Genomic DNA, 19,809 nt, shown 5'->3' on the forward strand with positions numbered 1-19,809 from the left:
AGACTTTCCGAAATTCAACCATCCGACGATCTTATAAATACAGGATGAATTCTCGCAAAACCAGACTCACGATTCTATTTTCTTTTCTCTGTATTCTTTTCTGCATTCTCATCGGACGGGTTGTATTTCTCACCTTTTTCAACGAAAGAGAAGTCATTCTGAAAACGGGAGATCGAATCATGCGCGGCGCGATCTACGATCGAAGGGGAATCGAACTCGCGATGACCGTCGACGCGGCGACGATCGGAATTTATCCGGCAAACATATACGATCCGAATTTTACCGCGGTTCAACTCGCGCCGTATCTGGAGATGTCGCCTGACAAGATAGAGGCGATGATCCGCGAAAAGAGCCGTTACTTTCTTTTAAAACGCGAGATCGACGAATCCCTCGGAAATAAGATTATGGATCTTTCCTTGCCCGGCGTACGAAGAGAAAAAGAATACAAACGCGTTTATCCGCACGGAAATCTCGCCTCCAGTCTCGTGGGTTTTACGGGAATGGACGACGATCGCGCGCTTTCCGGATTGGAAGTTCAATACAATCAGGATTTGATGACTCCGACCGAAGCCGATTCCTCCCGCGGAAGCAATCTTCATTTAACGATCGACGGATTGATTCAATACAAATTGGAAAAAGCGCTCGCCAAACGTTTTGAAGAAACGGGATCGAAGAAGGCGATCGGAATTCTGATGGAGATCAACACGGGAAAAATTTTGGCGTCGGCTTCTTTTCCCGCGTTCGATCCGAATCAATACAACGAATCGGGGGAGGATTCCCATACGAACTGGGCGATCCGTCACGTCTACGAACCCGGTTCCACGATGAAGATCTTTCTAGCATCGGTATTGTATAATGAAAATTTAATACGTCCTGATGAGAAGTTTCATTGTCCCGGTTACGTGGAACTCGGAAAAACGAAGATCAAATGTACGGACGCGCACGGACATTTGAACTTGGAGGAGATTCTTCAGTATTCCTGCAACGTGGGAATCATCAAAGCCTCGCAAAGAATTCCGGAAACGTTATTGTACGATTATATGAAGAAGTTTCAGTTCGGAGAAAAAACCGGATTCCTGCCGAACGAATCCGTGGGATATTTTCCTCCGTTGAAAAAATGGACTCCCGCGACTTCCATGTTTATGGCAATCGGACAAGGGATTTCGGTGACTCCGATCCAACTCGTCGCTTCCGCCGCTTCGGTCGTTAACGGAGGGAGAATGCTCACGCCCCGTGTGGTTTCTCATTTCAGCGATTCCTACGGAGAAATTCTTCACGAGTTTAAAACGCAGGAAACTCCGATCGGAATCCGCGAATATACGACGGAACGAATTCTCAGAGCGATGACGAGAGTCGTTCAATCGGGAACGGGAAAGAACGCATACATTCAGGAATATTCGATCGCCGGGAAAACGGGAACGGGTCAAAAGGCCGTTTCCGGAAAAGGTTATGTGGAAGGTTTGTGGTCCGCTTCGTTTCTCGGATTTTTTCCGGCGGAACGGCCTAAGATCGTGGGTTTGATACTTTTCGACGAACCGAAGGGCGGAACTCATTCGGGCGGCGGTTTGGCGGCTCCGGTTTTCAAAGAAGTCGTCGAAAATATCATTCCGATCATCGAACAAGGGGAAAGAACGGTTAACGTTTCTCTCAAACGTTTTCAAAGAAAGAATATAAAGCCGACCGAAATCGGAGAAATCCCCGATTTGATCGGAAAAAGCAAACGAGAAGCTCTCGAGATCGTAAGACCTCTCGGCCTTCCGGTTAAGTTTCACGGAAGCGGTTTTTGTTACGAACAGGAACCCGCACCCGGAAAAAAACCGCAGGACGGAAGGCTCAATCTGTACTTTAAATGATTTGTATATTCTAAAATTAGCATGAATTCCGTCGTCAACGAATCGATCCTCGAAAAGAATCTGAAAGGCTTGGCGAGTTTTACGCCCGATCTGGCGGAAAAAATTTCGAGAACGTTTTCACATTCATCGAGATCCGTTTCTTCGTCTTCGCAGACTTCGGTTTCGAACTCGCACGGACCTTTGTCGGTTTCGAAAAACGAATCCCCGAAAATGGAGAATACCACCGCTTCAACCTTCGAAATTAAAACTTCCAAAACGGGACTTCCCGTTCTCGTCGCGGATGGAATCGCGCTGCACAGTTTAATGGACCCGGTCACCGAATCCAAACGGCTTTTGGACGGACTCAAAAAAGAGGACGAAGAAAGGGTGTTTCTTTTTTTCGGAGCCGGAATCGGTTACGTCGTTCGGGAAAGTCTTCGATGGACGAAGGTAACTTCCGTTTGGATGGAAGCCGAGCCGGACGTTCTGCGTTATGCGCTTTCTTGCTTTGATTATTCTCCGTTTTTGGAATCGGGAAAACTAAGAATTCTTTTGACTCCGATTTTAGAACTGGATTTGTATGCGGCTTTTCGGGGAATTTCCGGTTTTCCGATCAGTTTTATTCCGCATCGCGGAAGCAATCAGTGGAAAAAGGATTCGTACGAGGAACTTCGTTTTATCTCGGAAGGTTTTTTTCACAAGAAGGATGTGAATATTTCCACGCTGACTCGGTTCGAAAGAATTTGGACTCGGAATTTTATTTCCAATCTTCCCGACCTTTCGAGAATGCGACCCGTTCGTTCTTTGTTTGGAATCTGCAAGGGAAAGACTGATATACTCGTTTGCGGAGCTGGGCCTTCGCTCCTTCGTTCGTTGAACGAAATACAAACGTATAGAAATAATTTCCTGTTGATCGCCGTGGATACGGCGCTGATGGTTCTTTGGAACGCGGGCATAGATCCAGATCTCGTTTTTTCGGTCGATCCTCAGGCGCTCAACGCGAAATATCTGGAAGGTTACGGAGGGGACGCGAGGATCGTTTTTGATCCGACTTCTTCGTATCATACGTTGCGTCTTCCGGGAACATTCAAAAAAGGTTATTTTACTTCTTCCCCCTTTCCTTTGATCAAAATTCTTTCCTCCAAGCCGGAAGATGAAATCGGCGCGATCGATTTCGGAGGTTCCGTTTCTACGAACGCGGTCAGTCTTGCGGAAAAGATGGAAGCGAGAAACATTCTGCTGGTCGGTCAGGATCTTTCGTTTCCCGATCGGCTCGCGCATTGCAAAGGCGCCGTCTTGGAGGAACGGCTCAATCATATCGAATCCAGAAAGTTAAGAAGGGAATTTCACAATCACAAACAGATGACCGCTCTTCCCGTAAAACGGGCCAAATCGATTCGAGGCGGAGAAATTCGAACCAACGAAAAACTTCTCATCTTCAAAAAATGGTTCGAAGAACATCCGAAACGAAATCCTTGGTTCAACTTGGGAAAGGACGGAGTCGTGTTGGAAGGAATTCCGAACGCGGATCTTTTTAAATACATGCAAGAAACGGAATGTGATTTGTCGTTCGTTCGGACGGTTCGCGATTTGATCGGTCGAATCGCGGAAGGGAGCGAGGAAGCCGACGCAACCTCGGCCGGTTTCGATTCGACCGTAACTTGCATCGATCTTCAAAAGAAAATTCTTACCGAGCTAAAAGTACTGTTCGACCAACTCAAAGGTTTTTCCGAAAAGGTTACCCGCGGAAGAATTCTATCCGACCGTTTGTATTCTCAGATCCGGGCCGAAGACAAGTTTAAGGATCAGATTCTCAAAAATCTAAAAGAAATGGATCGAATCGACGAAGAGGTTTCTTCCCGAAAAGGCCTAACCGAAATTTTGGGAATGAGCATTCAAAGAACGGTTCTGATGATCACAGAAGGTTATGAAGGCGGCCTGACTCTGGAAGAAAAGAAAAACGAAAGACTCGGCGTTGCAAAGAAAAGTCTTTTGCTGTATCAAGGTTTGGAAGAAGCGTGTAAACTTCATTCAAAGCAGATCGGAAAGGCGATTGCGAGAATTTCGGACGCGAAAGGATTGGGTTGATTCTAAAAACTGATAGAAATCAAATTGAATCGGCGATGTTAGACAAGTGCAGACAGATAGGATCATAGAACCGCTTTTCCGTAAGAAAACGATTTTATAATCCTATGTTGAAACGGTCCGATTAAAAATCAGTGGACTTTATACACATATTCAAGAACCAACCCGTCTCCTCCATAAAGAAGATAATTGTTTCTTCTCCAGTCCGCTCTTTCTTGCGGGTTATTACCCATCGTATTGCTTCCTACCGGATAATAGGTAATGTTCGATTCGTGCGAGTTTCCGTTTACGAATAAGCCGATTTTATTCGACGTAACGTAAAAGCTAATATTATTGATATCGGTAGCTGTAAAAGGAACCTGCAAAGAAATGCCGTCGATCTCTGTGTTATTGATTCCATCGATAAAAAATTCTATAGAGGCGCTATATCGCTTACCGCTCACTGTAAGGAATCTAGGAACTTGATTTTCGATAACGACCGGAATGAATTTGTTGGAAATTATACCGTCTGCATCCATTTCCCGTACGTGAAAAAGCAATCCTCCACCCGCCATTTGATCGTCTCCTTGCAAGACGATCGCCGTATGTCCGCTGGTTGTCTCTGTTTGGTTGGTTGTAGATTTCGGGTCTCCGCTTGTATTGCATTCACGAATCGTAGTTCCGCGGGTGTTCAATACGTTTGCTATCTGTGAAGAACCGGCCAGTGCGAGAAGCGAACTATTGTTTTGCGAATCCTTACTTTGATTACACTGAATTGCGCTGAAAAACGCGGTCAGCAGTGCAAGAAGAATGGCCAACGTGCGAAGTTGAACTCTATTTTTCCAAATTAAAAGAAACATTCTTATTTCCACCTTTTCGCTTATTTTAAACTCCGAAGGCTCCGCGTTTTGCAGATTTAATTTAAAAAACAGTCGTGAGTTATAAGAGCATGCTCCGGTTTTATCTTTTAAAAAAGACGTTTTCCCGAAACCGTTTCCTTGATTACCATAATAAGAATCCCTGCGAAGGCAGAGATTCTTTTGGCTTCATACTCTGATTCAAAGGGTCGGTTCCGCACGACAAATCGTATTCCATTGAGCTTCAAGACATACATAAGTTTGTTTTTTATTAGAGCCCTTAACTTCAAAAGCATCGCCACCCAATTTTCGAACCGTTACATTTTCTTCGGCACATTGTGCTATTGATTCCTAAGAAGAATACTTACAGCTTGTCCCAACACCTAATTTTACTTTACCAGAAAGATCAGCTGCAAGGTTCTGTCCCGGTTTTGGGACAGGTTCTTATACGGTTTGATTGCAAGGTGAGAGTTCATATAGGATATATTTTCTCAAAAATCCGAGACCGCCGAAACGTCGGCGTTTAGCCGATTTTGCAAGTGCGACAGAAAAAATATTTTTTTGCGTAATTTTTTCTTTTTTAGGTTGACTGAAATTGTGCAGTGCAATACAAAAGGATTGTGCATTGCACAAAGAATCTCAAGGAGAAAAATCGAATGGAAAAGCAAATTCTAGATGTTCTGAATGCGGGTCTGGGACTCATCAAAGCTGGTCAAGAAGGTCTGGGTAAAGCGAAAGCTGATCTCGAAAAAACCTATTTGGAGCTTGTTACAAAAGGCGCTGCCGACAATTCCGAAGCGACTGTAAAAATCCGCGAAACCGTTGATAAGGTTATCAACGACATCAAAGAAGTTACTTCCGTTGCTGGAAAGAACTACGAAGAGACCAGAGCTAAGATCATCGAGAACTACAACAAAATCACCGAAGAGATCAAAAACAAAATCCCTGAAGGCCAAATCGAAGCTGTAAAAGCAAAAATTAACGAAGTGGCTGAAGCGATCAAAACAACCACTTCCGGTAAAGCTCCGGCTTCTAAATAATTAGAATCCTATCTTTCCCTCTCGGGCGGGGAACACCCGCCTGAACCCTTTCTTTTTTCCTTTCTCTTGACAACCGACTTCCTTTCGATACACTTTTTGTCCTATGCAAAGAGCCGATTCCGATTACCCATTTCACGTTCTCATTTTTGCGCTTTTTCTAATATTCGCTTCGGATGTATTTTCGCAAAACGTCGTTCCGGTTCCGCAAAACGATCCGCACGAACAAAACCAAGGGAAGAATCCGGATTTGCGTTTCAATCCGAATGCGTCCGATCAACCGCAAGCGGGCCCCGGCCTTACGCAAAAAGAAATTCGAATGAAACGAAAATTCTTTTTGGGAGGAATTTATTTTCCGGGATACGGATCGACGATTCTCGGTTGGAACGCTTGGAAGAACGTCACGATCGGAGTTCAATACTATCAGAACTTACATAAAACAAACGGAGATTACGATTCGAGATATTCGTATATTATAAATTACGGAATTGCGAGACAATCCGACCGCGAATGGAAGACGGCGGGAGGCGGAATTTTTTTGAACTACTTCATCGCGGATTCTTCCGTTTATATTCCGATCGCGATCGGGGGAGAATACTTTAGAAATACTAGATACGATCAGTTTATCGATACGACCGGCGTCCAATCCTATCGTTCGGAAAGAATCAATCTGGATTACGGTCCCCGTTATTACGCGGGAACCGGTTTGGGAATCCGTCATCAACTCGAATCGGGATTCTTTTTCGGATTCGAAGTTCTTTTGCGAGCGTTCGGGCCGTATCATAAAAACGTAACGATCGAAACTTTGGATATTGCGAATCGGTCCGTTTCCGTCGCGGATTATTGGATTCGAAAGGAAGAAATCAAACGAGATCACGCGGGAAGAGCGTATGACGCGGGCGTCGATTTTTCGGTGGGATTCGCGTTCTGAAATTATGATCGAAAGAATAAAAGATAAGAACGATCTGAAAGCTCCGCTCGTATTCGCGCATCGCGGCTTTAGCGGAGAATTTCCCGAAAACACGATGATCGCTTTTAAAAAGGCGATCGATGCAAAAGCCGATCTCATCGAGTTGGACGTTACCCTTTCGGAAGATCGGGAAGTTGTTGTCATTCACGACGACGATCTGGATCGAACCACAAAACTCGTGGGAAACGTTCGCAACTTTGAAGCGGAGATTTTAACGAACTTGGACGCCGGTTCCTGGTTTTCGCGGAAGTTTAAGAAGGAAACGATTCCATTGTTAAGCGACGTTCTTCGGTTGATCCGGAAATCAAAGACGGATCTGAACGTCGAAATCAAATCGACTGCGATGGATTCTTCCGTAAACGAAAACTCGATCGAGACGAAGGTCTTGAATTTGATTCGAACGTTTCAAGTTTCGGATCGAATCGTGATCTCTTCCTTTTCCTGGGAATGTTTGGAAAGAATCCGCAATCTCGATCCGCGGATCAAGTTAGGCGTTCTTGTGGGAGACGAAAGCGGCAACGTGGAAGAGGCGATCGAGTTTGCGCAAACGATTCGCGCTTGGAGCATTCACCCTTCCGCTGAGGAAGCGACCGAGGAGAATCTCCGCCGCATCTCGGAAAAAAATTTCCTGAGCGTCGTTTATACGGTCAACGAGGTCTCGGAAATGAAACGGTTTTTAGGAAGAGGCGCGAACGGACTTTTTACGAATTTCCCGAAACAAATGCGGCGGTTGGTCAAGAAAGGTTTTTGAAAGAATGTGGTAGTTCCCACATTGTTTGTACTGTAAAATATCGGAGTTGTAAGAGTTCCCACAGATTGAAACAGTTAAACTTTCTGAAAGTGAAGGAGTTCCCACATTCCAATTGTACTACGATCCCTTCGGTCCCGGGCGGCGGGTTAAATCGTCGCAAGGGACCGTAAAGCGCCGGGATCTGTCGGGATCTATCTACGAAACGATAAATTCTCCGCTCAAAGCTGAATTGTAATCGTTCCGTAATCGCAAACCAATACAAATCCGTCAGATTTTACATTTAAGGAACAACGTCTTCGTTATGAAAAACTTTTTCTCCGCGATCAAATTCGCACTCAACACACGCAATGATGCAACAAAAGGAATTCTCGAAGAAGAGCTGCAGCTGACCGTCGGAAACGAAACCGTGGGAATTCTAAAATTTTTTCCCGAAAACAAAACGACGACGAAAGGAACGATCCTCGCCGTAAACGGAATGGCGTATCTTGGAAATCAAGATCCTCGGTTTAAAGCCGTTTGTCGAGGAATGGCTTCTTGCGGCTTTCTCGTGTTTTCTCCGCAGATGCAGGAGATCAGCGAATTCAAGATCAAACTCGAAAGCATCGAAAAGATCAAGGGATTGATTCTTACCATATCCTCCGATCCTACGTTTTGTCCGGACGGGAGAATTTCTTTGTTCGCGCCTTCATTTTCCGCGAGCATGGGTTTGATCGCAGCGGCGGAACCGGACGTGGGACAAAGAGTCAAATCCATCTGCACGATCGGCGCGTATGGAAACGTACAAACGACTCTCGATTATCTGATGTCCGCGGAAGATTCGGACGAGTACGGAAGAATGATTCTTCTGTGGAACTTCGTTCATTTCGGAATCGGTGAAAACGAAGAAGTCCGCAAGGCGTTGCACGCTAGTATCATGGACGGAAGTATTCTCCGGGATTCTCCGGAACTTCCCAAGGTTTTAGAAACGATGAAACCGGATAACAGAGAAATCTTTATCAAACTCAAAGAGGATCGTGAATATCGCTCCGAGATTTGGAATCGGATCCTTCGTAACGCGGGACCGTTCCGTTCGTTTCTTCAGGATCTTCAGGTTTACAACAAACTCGAGGATTTAAGAGCGCATGTCGCTTTGATCCACGGCGTGAGGGATAACGTGGTTCCCGCTTCGGAGTCTTCTTTGATTTTGGAACGATTGTTGGAAAGGGATCTTCCGAGGAATCGATCCAAGCTGGTTTTAACGCCTTTGATCTCTCACGGAGATATCGGCATTACTTTAAAAACATTGCCCGCGCTGTGGAGTCTTTTGGGAGGGTTTGCGTTTTTTTTCAAACATGCGGCGTCCAAGACCGCCGCTTCCGTTTAAAGGGAGAATTCAGTTTCTTTCCACAGGATCTATGTCCGTGTTGATCCAGTATTCGTCTCCGTAATCGAAGAACAATTCTTCGCCCGCTTTGATTTTGCGGATCGCCTCGAATCTTGCGGTCTTCCAGCGAACCGATACGACTAACTTAACGTTCGGTTTGGAGCTGTGATTCATAAAGCGGGTATAATTGCTTTCTTTGCCTTCTCCATAGATCCAATAGTCCTTGCAGATCCAGAGTAAATACTTCGATTCGCAGTATTTGGATGAGTTCGCGATTTTATCCGAAAGAATTCTTCCGGTATAATAACCGATCGTATCGCCTTTGTTGACGTTCTCTTTGGGGAAGAGTCCCATGCCGATTCCAGGAATCGAAGACGCTTTGATATCGAAGTCCTTTTCTTTAAAGATACGGGAACGAGAAGACTTTTTACGTAACTGCATTGTTGAGACTCAAACTCCTAAGAAGACAAGGATGTTATGTGTATGATTCCCAAGAGAGTATAAAATTTGCAACTGAATTCCAATCATAAACTTCTTGTCTTTTCAAAGCCGGACCGGAAGCCTATTCGTATGGAAAAGCCCTACAGAAAGAACGTCGGGATGGTCGTGTTCAATTCTCGCGGAGAGGTTTTGGTCGGTGAGAGACTGAATTTTTTAGGCTCTTGGCAGTTTCCTCAAGGCGGAATCGACGAAGAGGAAGATCCCACGACGGCCGCTCTGAGGGAATTGTATGAAGAAGTCGGAATCGACACCGGTAAAATCGTATCCGAATATCCGGAATGGATTCCGTATGACTTTCCCGAAAACCTTCCTCTCAACCGTCATCTTCAGAAATACAGAGGACAGCTTCAGAAATGGTTTCTCATTCATTGGGACGGAGAAGCCAATCAATGCGATCTGGACGTTCATGAAAGGGAATTTGAAACGGTTCGGTTTATACCGATCGAAAAGACTCTGGAGACCGTCGTGCCGTTCAAAAAAGACGTATATTATAAAATTGTAAATGACTTTGGGCCTAAGATTCGAACCTTTCTCGGAAAAACAGGAACGGCATCCTAATGGAAGAACCTCCTCTTTTTATTCCGCCGAGCGGTCCGCCCGGTCCGATTCCCGGTCTACAAACGGTTTTCGCTTCCGCAGGGGAGAATGGTCTACGCAGACTCGTTTCCGATTTTTACGATCAAATTCCGTCGAGCCAAATCGCTTTTATGTTTCCCGAAAATCTGGAAGAGAGTAAAATCAAATCCGCCGATTTTTTGATTCAAGTAACGGGCGGTCCTCCGTTGTATTCCCAGAACTACGGACCGCCGAGAATGCGAGCGAGACATCTTCCGTTTCCGATCGATGAAAAGGCTAGACGAGTCTGGCTTGCTTGTTATCGGAAGGCTTTGGAAGATTGGGAAGCGGAAGAATCCGTGAAGGAAATTCTTTGGAATTTTTTTAGGGATTTTTCGGCGTGGATGGTGAACTTGGAGAGCAAAACGGAGGAATGATCGATGGGATCCAAAAATAATTCAAGGGCGAAGATTCTCGCGCGCGGTAAAGTGCAAGGCGTCGGGTTCCGTTATTACATTCTTCAGAGAGCGCAGGAATGCAGACTCAGCGGTTTTACGCAGAATCTTCCGGGCGGAGAAGTCGAAACCGTCGTCGAAGGCGACAAGATGTTTATCGAAGACCTTTTTAAGGCGATTCAAAGAGGACCGAAAGGTTCCGAGGTGAAAGAAGCGCTCATCACTTGGGAAGATCCGAAAGGCAATTTTAGAACGTTCGAAATCAAGAAGTAAGCTACAGTTTCGTCTAACGCGATCTCGGTTTGGATTTCGGATTCGACACAACCTCCGTTACCGCGTTTTCCAATTCGACTTCGGTTTCGCTCAGCCATTCGGCCCGGATTTTTTCCAATTGTTTTCTGCGGTTTTCCTTATAAGCGATTTCGCGGCTGAGTTGTTCGAATTGTGTGATGGATTCTTCGTGTTCGAGAGAACTTTCCAACAGTCCGTACACTCCTAAAAAGCTCAACACCTTGGAAAACCACGAAAGATTTTCCCTGTAACAGGAATATTTCAGTTTGTTAAGAGCGGATTTGAAATCCGGATTCGCGTAGAGTTGTCCCAACGCGCTTTTTTCCTTTTTCAAAAGATATAAGAAATTCTTAATGAGTTCCGTTTTGAACGAATATTTCTCAATCATCAGTTGAATCAAAGAAAGGATCGTGTCCTCCTTTTTATTACAAAGGCACGCGATCTTTTTCCCTTTTTCGTACCAATCGCAGGAGATACAATCCGGGTCACGTTTGAGATTGTCCACGATCGAATAGGAAAATTCACGATCCTCGTCGAGATTGATCGTGACGAATTGCGATAAGGTCTGGTTTTTCATCGACATCATCGTTTTGAGCATCTTGATCGACTTTAGTTCCTCGGCGGACGCGCGCAGATTCCTTTCCCGATCGTGTTTTTGCGCGATGTAATTCGCCAATATTAGAAAATCTTTAAACGATTCCGGAATTAGATCGTTTAGGTTTTCGCGGATGATTTTCAGTTCGTCCGAAACGAATTTTTCCTCGATTCCCGAAATCGGTCCGCTGTGATTTACGTCGATCACGATTCCCTTTCTATATTCGAGAACCAAACTCCAGGCCGCAGGGAAACGTTCTTTCAGACGTTTGGAAAATTGGTTGAGATAATATCCTTTCAGGATTTCGAACGCTTTCGCGGAAAGTTCGTCGCTAACGTGGAACAATCCCGTCGTTTTTGTGACGGCGATATATTCGCCTTCTTGAATGTTTTCCAGAATGAATTGGATCGAATCGGCGATCGTTTCCTCTTTCAGAAGTTCGCTGAACGTGAACGTTTGAATCCATTTTTTGATGCTGAAGGATTCCTTTACGAACGTTCCCGCCGCGGTCCCGGAAATCAGATATTCGAAGATCGAAATGAGTTCGCTGATTTGAAACGGCTCGCAGCCGAGAATATAGTTTTGAATCGCGAAGGCGGATTTACTCAGGCTGTTGAGATAAATTTCTTTGAGGTTTTCTCGGTTCGAATTTTTGAACTCCTTTTCGGAGACGAGACAAAGACATACGGTGAGTTGGCTCGTTTCCGGCAGGAATTTGAATTCAGGAAATACGAAGATGAGATTTTCATCCGAGAGTTTTTTCAGCGTGTTGACGTAGATCGGTTTGGAACCTTCGTCCCTCCATATCTTCAGAATCTTTCCGCTGAAGAAACCTTCCAACGTGGTATGATTCCGAATCTGATAAAGAATCTCCACTTCTTTCGGGCTTAAAAAAATGGCTTCCTGATCCGTCGCGTCGGCTTCGTTTTTCAAATAGAGATACGAGGGCATGAGTTCTTCATACTTCTCATGATCGTAAAGAGATTCCTTATCCAAACGCCGCACCTCGCACGAGTCGAATTTTAGAATAAAGGTCTAACGAGGATTCTACACTACATCGAATTTCAAAATAGCAAAAAAACCGTTCGGGGACTCGATATTTTCATCTGATAAAAAGAAATCAATTCTTTAATCCGAAGTCTAAACGGAAACGTATGCGAAAGTTCTGAAGGACTTTACTTCGCGTTCAAAATCCGTAACTTTTTAAAGGTCGTTTCCGATTGCGTTTCGGCGCTAAAACGCGATTCTTGGCCTTTGTCTATAGGGGGAACAATTTGAAAAAAAGAAGACTGGGCAAATCGGGAATGGTGGTTTCGGAAATCTGTATGGGCACGATGAGCTTCGGTTCCACTTGCGACGAAGCGGAAGCCTTTCGGATTTTAGACCGGGCCTTTGACGCGGGGATCGATTTTTACGATACCGCCGAAATTTATCCCGTTCCGCCTGATGCGAGTTATGTGCATGAGACGGAAAGGATTTTCGGCAAATGGCTTAAGACCAAACGAAGAGACTCGATCCTGATCGCGACGAAAGTATGCGGACCGGGACACGGCTGGTTTGTTCCTCCGGTTCGCGAAGGGAAGACTGCGCTCGATCGTAGAAATATCAGAGTTGCGATCGAAGGAAGTCTTCATCGTCTCGGAACGGATTACGTGGATCTGTATCAGACTCATTGGCCCGATTCCGATTTCGGCTACGAAGAAACGCTCGACGTTCTCACCGAACTTGTGCGCGAAGGGAAGGTTCGTTACATCGGGAACAGCAACGAAACCCCGTGGGGGATGATGAAGAGTCTCGCCGTTTCCGAAAAATTCGGCTTTGCGCGGTATGATTCCATTCAGAATAATTTCAGCATATTAAACCGAAGATTCGAGGACGCGTTAGCCGACATCTGTAGACGGGAAGGCGTAAGTCTTCTTCCGTATTCTCCTCTTGCGGGCGGGGTGCTGACCGGAAAATACAATTCTCCCAATCCTCCGCAGAACGCGAGGTTCAGCCGTTATCTCGCCGCGGGTGAAAGACAAAGAAAGATGGCCCACCGTTTTTTAAACGAAGGAACCTTGGCTTCCACGGCAAAACTCATAAAGATCGCGGAAGAAGCGGGGATGTCGCCGACGGTTCTTGCGGTCGCGTGGTCCAAACAACACGACTACGTAGCCTCGACGATCATAGGCGCGAACACGGTCGAGCAGCTCGAGGAAAGTTTGAAGGCTCAGAATGTCGTATTAACGGAAGACGTTTTAAAAAAGATCGACGAGGTTTCCAAAGAGATTCCTTATCCGATGGGATAAGCGCTCGTAAATCGTTTGATGCTTTCGGAGGTTCCGAAAAGAATCAACACTTCCTTTTCCCGAAATACGGTTTGCGAATCGGGAAGAAACACGACGCCTTCCCGGTTCGCAGAATCTTCTTCGTCCGTTTCGGCTTTTCGCACCGCGACGAGATTGAGCCGGAATTTTTCCCGGAGATTCAAGTCCTTCAGTTTTTTTCCGTATAAAAGAGGGGAAATCTCCACTTCAAAAAGACTGTATTCTTCGCTTAACAAAGTCGCCTTTTTTACGCCCTGATAGCTGAGCTGTTCGGCCATCGATGCTGCCGCTCTTTCTTCCGGGTTGAATAGATTTTCGATTCCGATCATCTGAAGAATTTTACGGTTCACTTCGGAATGATAACGGACATGAAGCGATTCCAATTTCATCTCTTTGAGATGATAAGCGGTCGTTATCAGCGCTTCGAAATTCTCCGCAAGCGAGACTACGATTTCGTCCATGTCTTCCAGATCCAATTCCTCCAAAGAGGATTTGCTGCTTGTGTCGACGCAAACCGCGAGAGCGCAGTGGTCTTTGATTTCCTCTATTACCTTGATGTCCTTGTCGATCGCTGTGACTTCGTGACCGTTCTCGTTGAGATAGACGACGAGGGCTTTACCGAATTCTCCCAAGCCGATGACTGCGATTCTTTTTTTATGAGTTTTCTTTTTGGTTGCCACAAACTCCTCCCGTTATCCAACGATAATCGATTCTTCCGGATATCGAAGACCGGATTTTTTTTCTTTCGGAACGAACGCGATCAAGATGGTCAGCATTCCGACCCTTCCGCCGAACATCATCAAGCAGATCAGAATCTTTCCAGGAGAAGTCAATGAGGGAGTGATTCCTCTCGAAAGACCCACGGTTCCGAACGCGGATACGACTTCGTAACAAAGATCGATGAACTCGAAATTTTCAGTCAAAGTCAAAAAGAAGATTCCGAAAAAAATCAGAAACAGGGAAACTAAAATCCCGGCCGACGCTCTAGCGATCGAACCGGAGGAAACTCTCCTTCCGAAAATCTCCAACTCTTCCTTTCCTCGGATGTGATTGAAAAGATGCAATGTTGAAACGGCGAGCGTCGTCGTTTTGATTCCGCCTCCGGTTCCGTTGGGCGACGCGCCGACCCACATCAAAAAGAGAGAAACGAAAACCATCGGAATTCCCATTTTAGAAATACTTAATGTATTGAAGCCGGCCGTTCTCGTGCTGATCGAATAAAAAAGGGAATGAAACCATCGGTCCGAGGGATTCAGACCGGCGAGTGTGAGTTTCGATTCAAGGATGAAATAGGAAACCGTCCCTAAGACGATCAACGCCGCGGAAACGGTCAGGATCAGCTTGGCGCCGAGTTCCATTCTTTGCGGAGAATTCTCCCGTTGCAACGTCCAGTAAATCAAATGATGCACCGTCGGAAAACCGAGTCCGCCTAACACGATCAAGATCATCACGACGGAGAGAAACATCCTCTGATGCGACATCCATTCCGTTTCGAATCCGGATGGAAAGATCGAAAAACCCGCGTTGCAAAACGAACTCACGGAATGAAACAAGGAAGAGAAGATTCTGCTTTTTAAATTCGTTTCGTTTGTTTCGGGATACCAAAGAAAAATCAACAAAGCTCCGAACGCTTCGATGAGAAACGTCTGGACCGCCACTTGTTTTAATACGAACGAAGCCCTTCCCACGGTTTCCTGGCTGAACAAATCCTTGATGAGAAGTTTGTTCGTAACGCTGACTTGTCCCGCTAAAAAGATCGCAAAGAAAACAGTGAGCGTCATCAAACCCAAACCGCCGATCTGAATCAAAACCATGAGAATCGTTTGTCCCGTTCCCGTAAGTTGGGAAGCGACCGCGATCGTGCTGAGACCCGTCACACAAACCGCGCTTACGACGGTAAAGAAAACGTCGACGAGAGCGATCGGAGTTACTTGCGCTCTCGGTGCGGACAAAGCAAGCGTTCCGAGCAGAATCAAAATTCCGAAACTGCCGGTGATGACGAGCGAAGGACTGATTTGTCTGTAAATCAACAAATCCGTTTTTCGGATCAAACGGGAGAAGTTGCTGAACAACAGAAAAATTTGACTCAAGGATAAGAAGGCCAAACTCGCGTCTTCTCCGCTCAACGAATTCAAGGTAAGTAGTTCGTAGATTTCCTTGCTGATGATCTCCTGAAAGACGAGCAGAAACACGACGACCGCTTCGGTGATATGCGTTTTTAAATAATCAAGAAGATTTCCGATCGCGAAAAGAAACGAAAGGGCTTCGTAGACGACGAGGGAAATTACGATTCCGTTTACGAGCAAACGAATCCAATGCGTCCACTCGTGCGGATAATAAAATCCGTAGATTAAAATCAAGAGACAAAGGGAAAGAAGGCCGCAGATCGAATAATAGATTCGTAATATCGGATGGATCTTGGATTGATAAAAAAGTGCGGCCTCGCGTCGTATATTCCAGAAACTGAATTTAGTTTCCTGAGGAGAAGGCATTAGAAGCTGACGTTGAACAGGGAAATGTCGATCTTGTATTCTCTTCCCGGAAACGGCGAGGAGCCCGCGATCGGAATCGGAGCCGCATTTCCGAAACCAAGAGAATCCGCGGAAGTAGGTTCGACCGGAGGAGATTCGGGTTGATTCTCCTTTTTCATGGATTCGTATTCTTTCATATCGTGCCAAGCGTTTGCGAACGCGAGGCTTGTTCCGAAAACTCCGATAAATACCGAACCGCCGAACGTTTTCTGAAATTTATGAACTCCGTTGACTTTTGCGGCGGATGCGATCGCATAACCGAGTCCTAATGTGATCGGAAGCGTCATAAAGAAGATGATCGAAAAACGGCGGAAGGTGGTCTCTGTATATTTCTCTTCTTCGTGGATTTGATTCTGTCTTTTTTTACGATCGGCCTGCTGCGCTTGCCTTTGAAGAATCGCCTCTACGTTGATTTCTCCCGTTAAGGGATTGATGAGATTTTCCTGGCCTCGTTCCACGTTCGGATTGGTCGTTCTTCGTAAACCGCCCGTCGCGGAAAACGGAGGTTCGAACGGAACCTGGGCGTTCTTCGGAGAAACTAAAACCGGTTTTTTGAATTTAGGAGGAAGGGTATATTCCTGATAACCGTCCCTGCTCGGAGAAGAATCCTTATAATTTCTCAAATTAAAATCATAAGGGTCCGCAAAGTCGGTTTGGCTTTGGGAAAACAAAGAATGCGGATGCAGGAACGAAAATATAAGAAGAACCGCCGCAAAATTTCGAAACTTTACGAATAAATTCGGCTTCTTGGCGATTTCCTGCAAACTGGGCATGGCCTTTCTTCTACAATCTCTCGTGGGCAAGTCGATGCAAGAATTTTTAATGCGGATTAAAACGCCGATTTTCTTCCGCTGAGAATTTCGGAAGTATAAAGAAACGAATTCTGTCTCACGGCTTCGAGCGTTTCCTCGTCGAGACCGATCTTTGCGGCCTTGGAATATTCCTCATCGATCGTGGTTCCGAAGATTCCGGGATCGTCCGTGGAGATCGTGAATTTCATTTGATTCTTAGCAAAGCGGAGAATCGGATGCGACTCCGGATTGGAAACCATTCCGATGTATTCGTTCGAACTCGGACAGCTTTCGATGACCGCGTTCGTCGTATTTATTTTCGACATACAATAATTTTGAAAGCCGAGACATTCTTCGGAATAAGAAGAATCGAATTGCAAGGAGACGGTTTCCTTATGTTTGAGAGCGTCGATTTCATTTCCGATCTTTTCTCTCGAAGGAAGTTCCAAGAAAGAATCCAGTTCTTCCCTTCGATCGTAATAGAATCGGAGTTGATCGAGTCTTTCCTCTTTCGACTCAAGAATCGGAACGTTCTTTTTTTCGGAAGGATGAAGCCCGAGCGCGATCGCGTGACCGAGACGATGTGCTCCCCATTCCGCGGATTCCAAAACCCAGCGGCACGCGGAAAGAATGGACTTATCCTGAAAACTTTCCCCCACGTGATACAGAATCGCGAGCGCTTTGTCCGTTTCGGCTCGATTGTCTTTGTTGACTTCCTCGAAAAACTTTCGTTTGTGCTTGGGCGGGAAACCTTCCTCAATATAACAAAAATCTAATCCGGTTAGATATTCCGCGATGAGGGAATTTTTTTCCATGAACCCTTTTAAGAGAGAATATTCCCGAAAGACGTCTCCTTCCCGATGAAGAGAAACGGCGAGCCGTCCGATCGCTTGGCCGTTCGTTTCCTGCTCGGCGCGGGCCAAACCTTCGCAGGCAGCGAGGGTCTTGTCGTAGATTCCCTGTTCCGTATCCAAGGGAGAATACATGATTCTATATTCTCCGTAGACGACTCCCTGGGAAAATTGATCTAGAACGACTCGTGTGGCGACTAACGCGACTTCTTCCGGATTGAATTTGGAAAGCGCGATGATGAGATTGAACTTGGCCTGAAATTCGGGAAACGGTCCTTTGTGATTGAATTGATAGAGTTTGCGGAAATCCTCCGGGTTTTTGTAATCCTCAAAGAAGGTTTCCGTTGAAATCTTTTTACCGAAACATTGTTGATATGAATTCGTAAAAATTTCCCAACGCGGGGAAGGGTTGGACTTTCCCATTTCGTACAGAAATTCGGAAGTGATCGAACCGTAGAGATGATTGTGAAGATCCGCGTATCGTTTCATGACGTTATAAGAATTTTTGTGTCCGTATCGTTTTCCATTCTTCGTTTTCCGAAATTCTCGCCGCGACAAAATGACGATTCGGTTTCGTCCGAGTTTGAAGATCTCTAACGTGGAAGAAAGTTTTTTTTGAAAATGGATGGTCATCTTGTTTCGGAATAAAATTCTGGGAGAACCGTGAGAACTCTTCATCATTTAGCTCATACTTTTTACAGAAACATTCGCCCGAGTCTTTTGAACTCGATGATCTTAAAACTTGCTGTGCCCGTCGTGTTCGGGATGCTCAGTCAAACCGTGGTTTGGGTGACCGATACGATGATGGTCGGAAGGCTCGGAAAAAATTCGATCGCCGCGATCGGGATCGGAGGAATCGCGCACTTTACGGTGCTTGCGTTTCTTATGGGATTTGCGATGGGGATTCAGGTCATCATCGCGAGACGATTCGGAGAAAAGAACGATTCCGAAATCGGAAGGATCGGAGTTACGACCTTATATATCGTTTTCGTATTCGGAGGACTTTTGTCGATCGGCGGCGCGTACGGCAGCGATTGGTTGATGAAGTTGCTCAATAAGGATGAGATTGTCCGAGGTTTGTCGAGCGATTACCTTTATTTTCGTTTTCTCGGAACCGTATTCTTCTTTTTACTGTTTACGACAAGAGCGTTTACGGACGGGCTGGGGATCACGACCGCCGGACTTGCCTCCATGATTATAACATGTTTTGCGAATATATTCTTAAACTGGGTGTTGATCTACGGGAATCTAGGATTCGAAGCGATGGGAGTCAAAGGTGCGGCAATCGCTTCTTCCTTGGCGGGAGGAGCGGGTCTGATCGCGTTTCCGTTTTACTTCTACTCGAAAAGTCTCGGAAAATATTTTGCGGGCGTATCTTGGGGTTTTAGTTGGGATCATTTCCGCGAAATTTTAAAAGCGAGCACCGCACCCGCGCTTGCGGAACTTCTCAACAACGTTTCCTTTATGATCTTTATCGAGTTTGCGACCGTAGTGGGAACGACTGCATTAGCGGTTACGAATATGCTTTTTAGCACGTTGAGTTTATCGTTTCTTCCGGGTTATGCGTTCGGAATCGCGGCGACTACGATTTTGGGTCAGGCCTTAGGAGCGGGAAAACCGAAACTCGCGTATCACGGAGCGTTTCGTTCCGCGTTCTTTGCCGCGTGTGTGATGGGAAGCATGGGATTGATTTTTATTCTCTGGGGAAAGGAAATGTTATCCTTTTATACCAAAGATGAGGAACTGATTCAGGAAGCTTATTCTCCGCTGGTGATCTTAGGAGTCATTCAGATCGTGGACGCGTATCATATGGTGATTGCCTGTGCGCTTCGAGGTGCGGGATTGCAGGACTTCGTGTTTCGTGCGTATACGGCCGCTTCTTATCTGGTGTTTTTACCTTCCGCGTACTTTATGGGAATTTATCTCAAAATGGGATCGACCGGATTGTGGTCGGGAATCGTGGCTTGGGTTGGTGTTCTTGCGTTCGTATTCGTGGTTCGATTTCGCAGAAAGGATTGGGTTCACAGCCGGGTTTAAACGGCTTTTCGTCTGAGAA

17 protein-coding genes and 2 pseudogenes are annotated in these 19,809 nt (G+C 45.7%); 12 read left to right on the top strand and 7 right to left on the bottom strand.

What is annotated here, in order from left to right; genetic code table 11:
- Nucleotides 1–44 precede the first annotated feature (44 nt).
- From LFX25_RS02100 to LFX25_RS20900, 3 genes and pseudogenes are all read left to right on the top strand, one after another.
- On the top strand, nucleotides 45–1,853 hold the full coding sequence (locus LFX25_RS02100; protein ID WP_238728659.1) for a penicillin-binding protein: 1,809 nt from the start codon (nucleotides 45–47) through the stop codon (nucleotides 1,851–1,853).
- 21 nt (nucleotides 1,854–1,874) lie between these two features.
- Nucleotides 1,875–3,408: pseudogene (locus LFX25_RS02105) on the top strand (motility associated factor glycosyltransferase family protein); the annotation flags it as partial.
- Between the two features lie 98 nt (nucleotides 3,409–3,506).
- Nucleotides 3,507–3,920: pseudogene (locus tag LFX25_RS20900) on the top strand (hypothetical protein); the annotation flags it as partial.
- Nucleotides 3,921–4,048: 128 nt separating this feature from the next.
- Here the strand turns inward: LFX25_RS20900 and LFX25_RS02110 are convergent.
- Complete coding sequence (locus tag LFX25_RS02110; RefSeq protein ID WP_238728661.1) at nucleotides 4,049–4,756, bottom strand: hypothetical protein; 708 nt, start codon at nucleotides 4,754–4,756, stop codon at nucleotides 4,049–4,051.
- Nucleotides 4,757–5,409: 653 nt separating this feature from the next.
- Here LFX25_RS02110 and LFX25_RS02115 point away from each other — a divergent pair.
- The 4 genes from LFX25_RS02115 (at nucleotide 5,410) to LFX25_RS02130 (ending at nucleotide 8,874) form a co-directional block, all read left to right on the top strand.
- The gene (locus LFX25_RS02115) at nucleotides 5,410–5,793 is read left to right on the top strand and encodes a phasin-related domain-containing protein (RefSeq protein WP_118954110.1); all 384 of its coding nucleotides are present in this window, start codon (nucleotides 5,410–5,412) and stop codon (nucleotides 5,791–5,793) included.
- A 103-nt stretch (nucleotides 5,794–5,896) separates the two neighbouring features.
- A complete protein-coding gene (locus LFX25_RS02120) occupies nucleotides 5,897–6,721 on the top strand; it encodes a hypothetical protein (protein ID WP_238728662.1) in 825 nt (274 codons plus the stop codon).
- A 4-nt stretch (nucleotides 6,722–6,725) separates the two neighbouring features.
- Complete coding sequence (locus tag LFX25_RS02125; protein ID WP_238728663.1) at nucleotides 6,726–7,511, top strand: glycerophosphodiester phosphodiesterase; 786 nt, start codon at nucleotides 6,726–6,728, stop codon at nucleotides 7,509–7,511.
- 301 nt (nucleotides 7,512–7,812) lie between these two features.
- The gene (locus tag LFX25_RS02130) at nucleotides 7,813–8,874 is read left to right on the top strand and encodes an alpha/beta hydrolase (protein WP_238728664.1); all 1,062 of its coding nucleotides are present in this window, start codon (nucleotides 7,813–7,815) and stop codon (nucleotides 8,872–8,874) included.
- A 9-nt stretch (nucleotides 8,875–8,883) separates the two neighbouring features.
- Here the strand turns inward: LFX25_RS02130 and LFX25_RS02135 are convergent, their stop codons facing one another.
- The gene (locus tag LFX25_RS02135) at nucleotides 8,884–9,315 is read right to left on the bottom strand and encodes an SET domain-containing protein (protein WP_238728665.1); all 432 of its coding nucleotides are present in this window, start codon (nucleotides 9,313–9,315) and stop codon (nucleotides 8,884–8,886) included.
- Nucleotides 9,316–9,444: 129 nt separating this feature from the next.
- On the opposite strand from LFX25_RS02135, the gene LFX25_RS02140 reads away from it, so the two are divergent.
- From LFX25_RS02140 to LFX25_RS02150, 3 genes are read left to right on the top strand one after another with little or no spacing between them, the layout of a single operon-like run.
- Entirely contained in the window at nucleotides 9,445–9,933 is a 489-nt protein-coding gene (locus tag LFX25_RS02140) for an RNA pyrophosphohydrolase (protein WP_238728666.1), read from the top strand.
- Nucleotides 9,933–10,367: a globin domain-containing protein gene (locus tag LFX25_RS02145; RefSeq protein WP_238728667.1), complete on the top strand. Its 435-nt coding sequence runs from the start codon at nucleotides 9,933–9,935 to the stop codon at nucleotides 10,365–10,367. Before LFX25_RS02140 ends, LFX25_RS02145 begins: the two co-directional genes overlap by 1 nt.
- A 3-nt stretch (nucleotides 10,368–10,370) precedes the next feature.
- Entirely contained in the window at nucleotides 10,371–10,658 is a 288-nt protein-coding gene (locus tag LFX25_RS02150) for an acylphosphatase (protein WP_238728668.1), read from the top strand.
- A 13-nt stretch (nucleotides 10,659–10,671) separates the two neighbouring features.
- Here LFX25_RS02150 and LFX25_RS02155 read toward each other — a convergent pair whose 3' ends face one another.
- Nucleotides 10,672–12,267 (bottom strand): exonuclease, encoded by a 1,596-nt coding sequence (locus LFX25_RS02155; RefSeq protein ID WP_406600470.1) that lies wholly within the window; start codon nucleotides 12,265–12,267, stop codon nucleotides 10,672–10,674.
- A 308-nt stretch (nucleotides 12,268–12,575) separates the two neighbouring features.
- Here LFX25_RS02155 and LFX25_RS02160 point away from each other — a divergent pair, with 308 nt between their 5' ends.
- Nucleotides 12,576–13,562 (top strand): aldo/keto reductase, encoded by a 987-nt coding sequence (locus tag LFX25_RS02160; protein WP_238731471.1) that lies wholly within the window; start codon nucleotides 12,576–12,578, stop codon nucleotides 13,560–13,562.
- Here LFX25_RS02160 and LFX25_RS02165 read toward each other — a convergent pair.
- Genes LFX25_RS02165 through LFX25_RS02180 form a run of 4 tightly spaced genes read right to left on the bottom strand, consistent with a single transcriptional unit; the run spans nucleotide 13,547 to nucleotide 18,242 of the window.
- Nucleotides 13,547–14,260 (bottom strand): potassium channel family protein, encoded by a 714-nt coding sequence (locus tag LFX25_RS02165; RefSeq protein WP_238728669.1) that lies wholly within the window; start codon nucleotides 14,258–14,260, stop codon nucleotides 13,547–13,549. The two genes, LFX25_RS02160 and LFX25_RS02165, sit on opposite strands and share 16 nt — an antisense overlap.
- 12 nt (nucleotides 14,261–14,272) lie before the next feature.
- Nucleotides 14,273–16,072 carry a TrkH family potassium uptake protein gene (locus LFX25_RS02170; RefSeq protein ID WP_238728670.1) on the bottom strand — a complete coding sequence of 600 codons (1,800 nt, stop codon included), beginning with the start codon at nucleotides 16,070–16,072 and terminating at the stop codon, nucleotides 14,273–14,275.
- On the bottom strand, nucleotides 16,072–16,884 hold the full coding sequence (locus tag LFX25_RS02175) for a hypothetical protein (RefSeq protein WP_238728671.1): 813 nt from the start codon (nucleotides 16,882–16,884) through the stop codon (nucleotides 16,072–16,074). The genes LFX25_RS02170 and LFX25_RS02175 overlap by 1 nt, the downstream gene beginning before the upstream one ends.
- Before the next feature lie 56 nt (nucleotides 16,885–16,940).
- Nucleotides 16,941–18,242 carry an amidohydrolase family protein gene (locus tag LFX25_RS02180; RefSeq protein WP_238731472.1) on the bottom strand — a complete coding sequence of 434 codons (1,302 nt, stop codon included), beginning with the start codon at nucleotides 18,240–18,242 and terminating at the stop codon, nucleotides 16,941–16,943.
- Between the two features lie 174 nt (nucleotides 18,243–18,416).
- Between LFX25_RS02180 and LFX25_RS02185 the strand changes: the two genes are divergently transcribed.
- Complete coding sequence (locus LFX25_RS02185) at nucleotides 18,417–19,790, top strand: MATE family efflux transporter (RefSeq protein ID WP_238728672.1); 1,374 nt, start codon at nucleotides 18,417–18,419, stop codon at nucleotides 19,788–19,790.
- Nucleotides 19,791–19,809: the final 19 nt, after the last annotated feature.

Origin of the sequence: Leptospira sanjuanensis (assembly GCF_022267325.1) — a bacterium.
Taxonomy (GTDB): Bacteria; Spirochaetota; Leptospiria; order Leptospirales; family Leptospiraceae; genus Leptospira; species Leptospira sanjuanensis.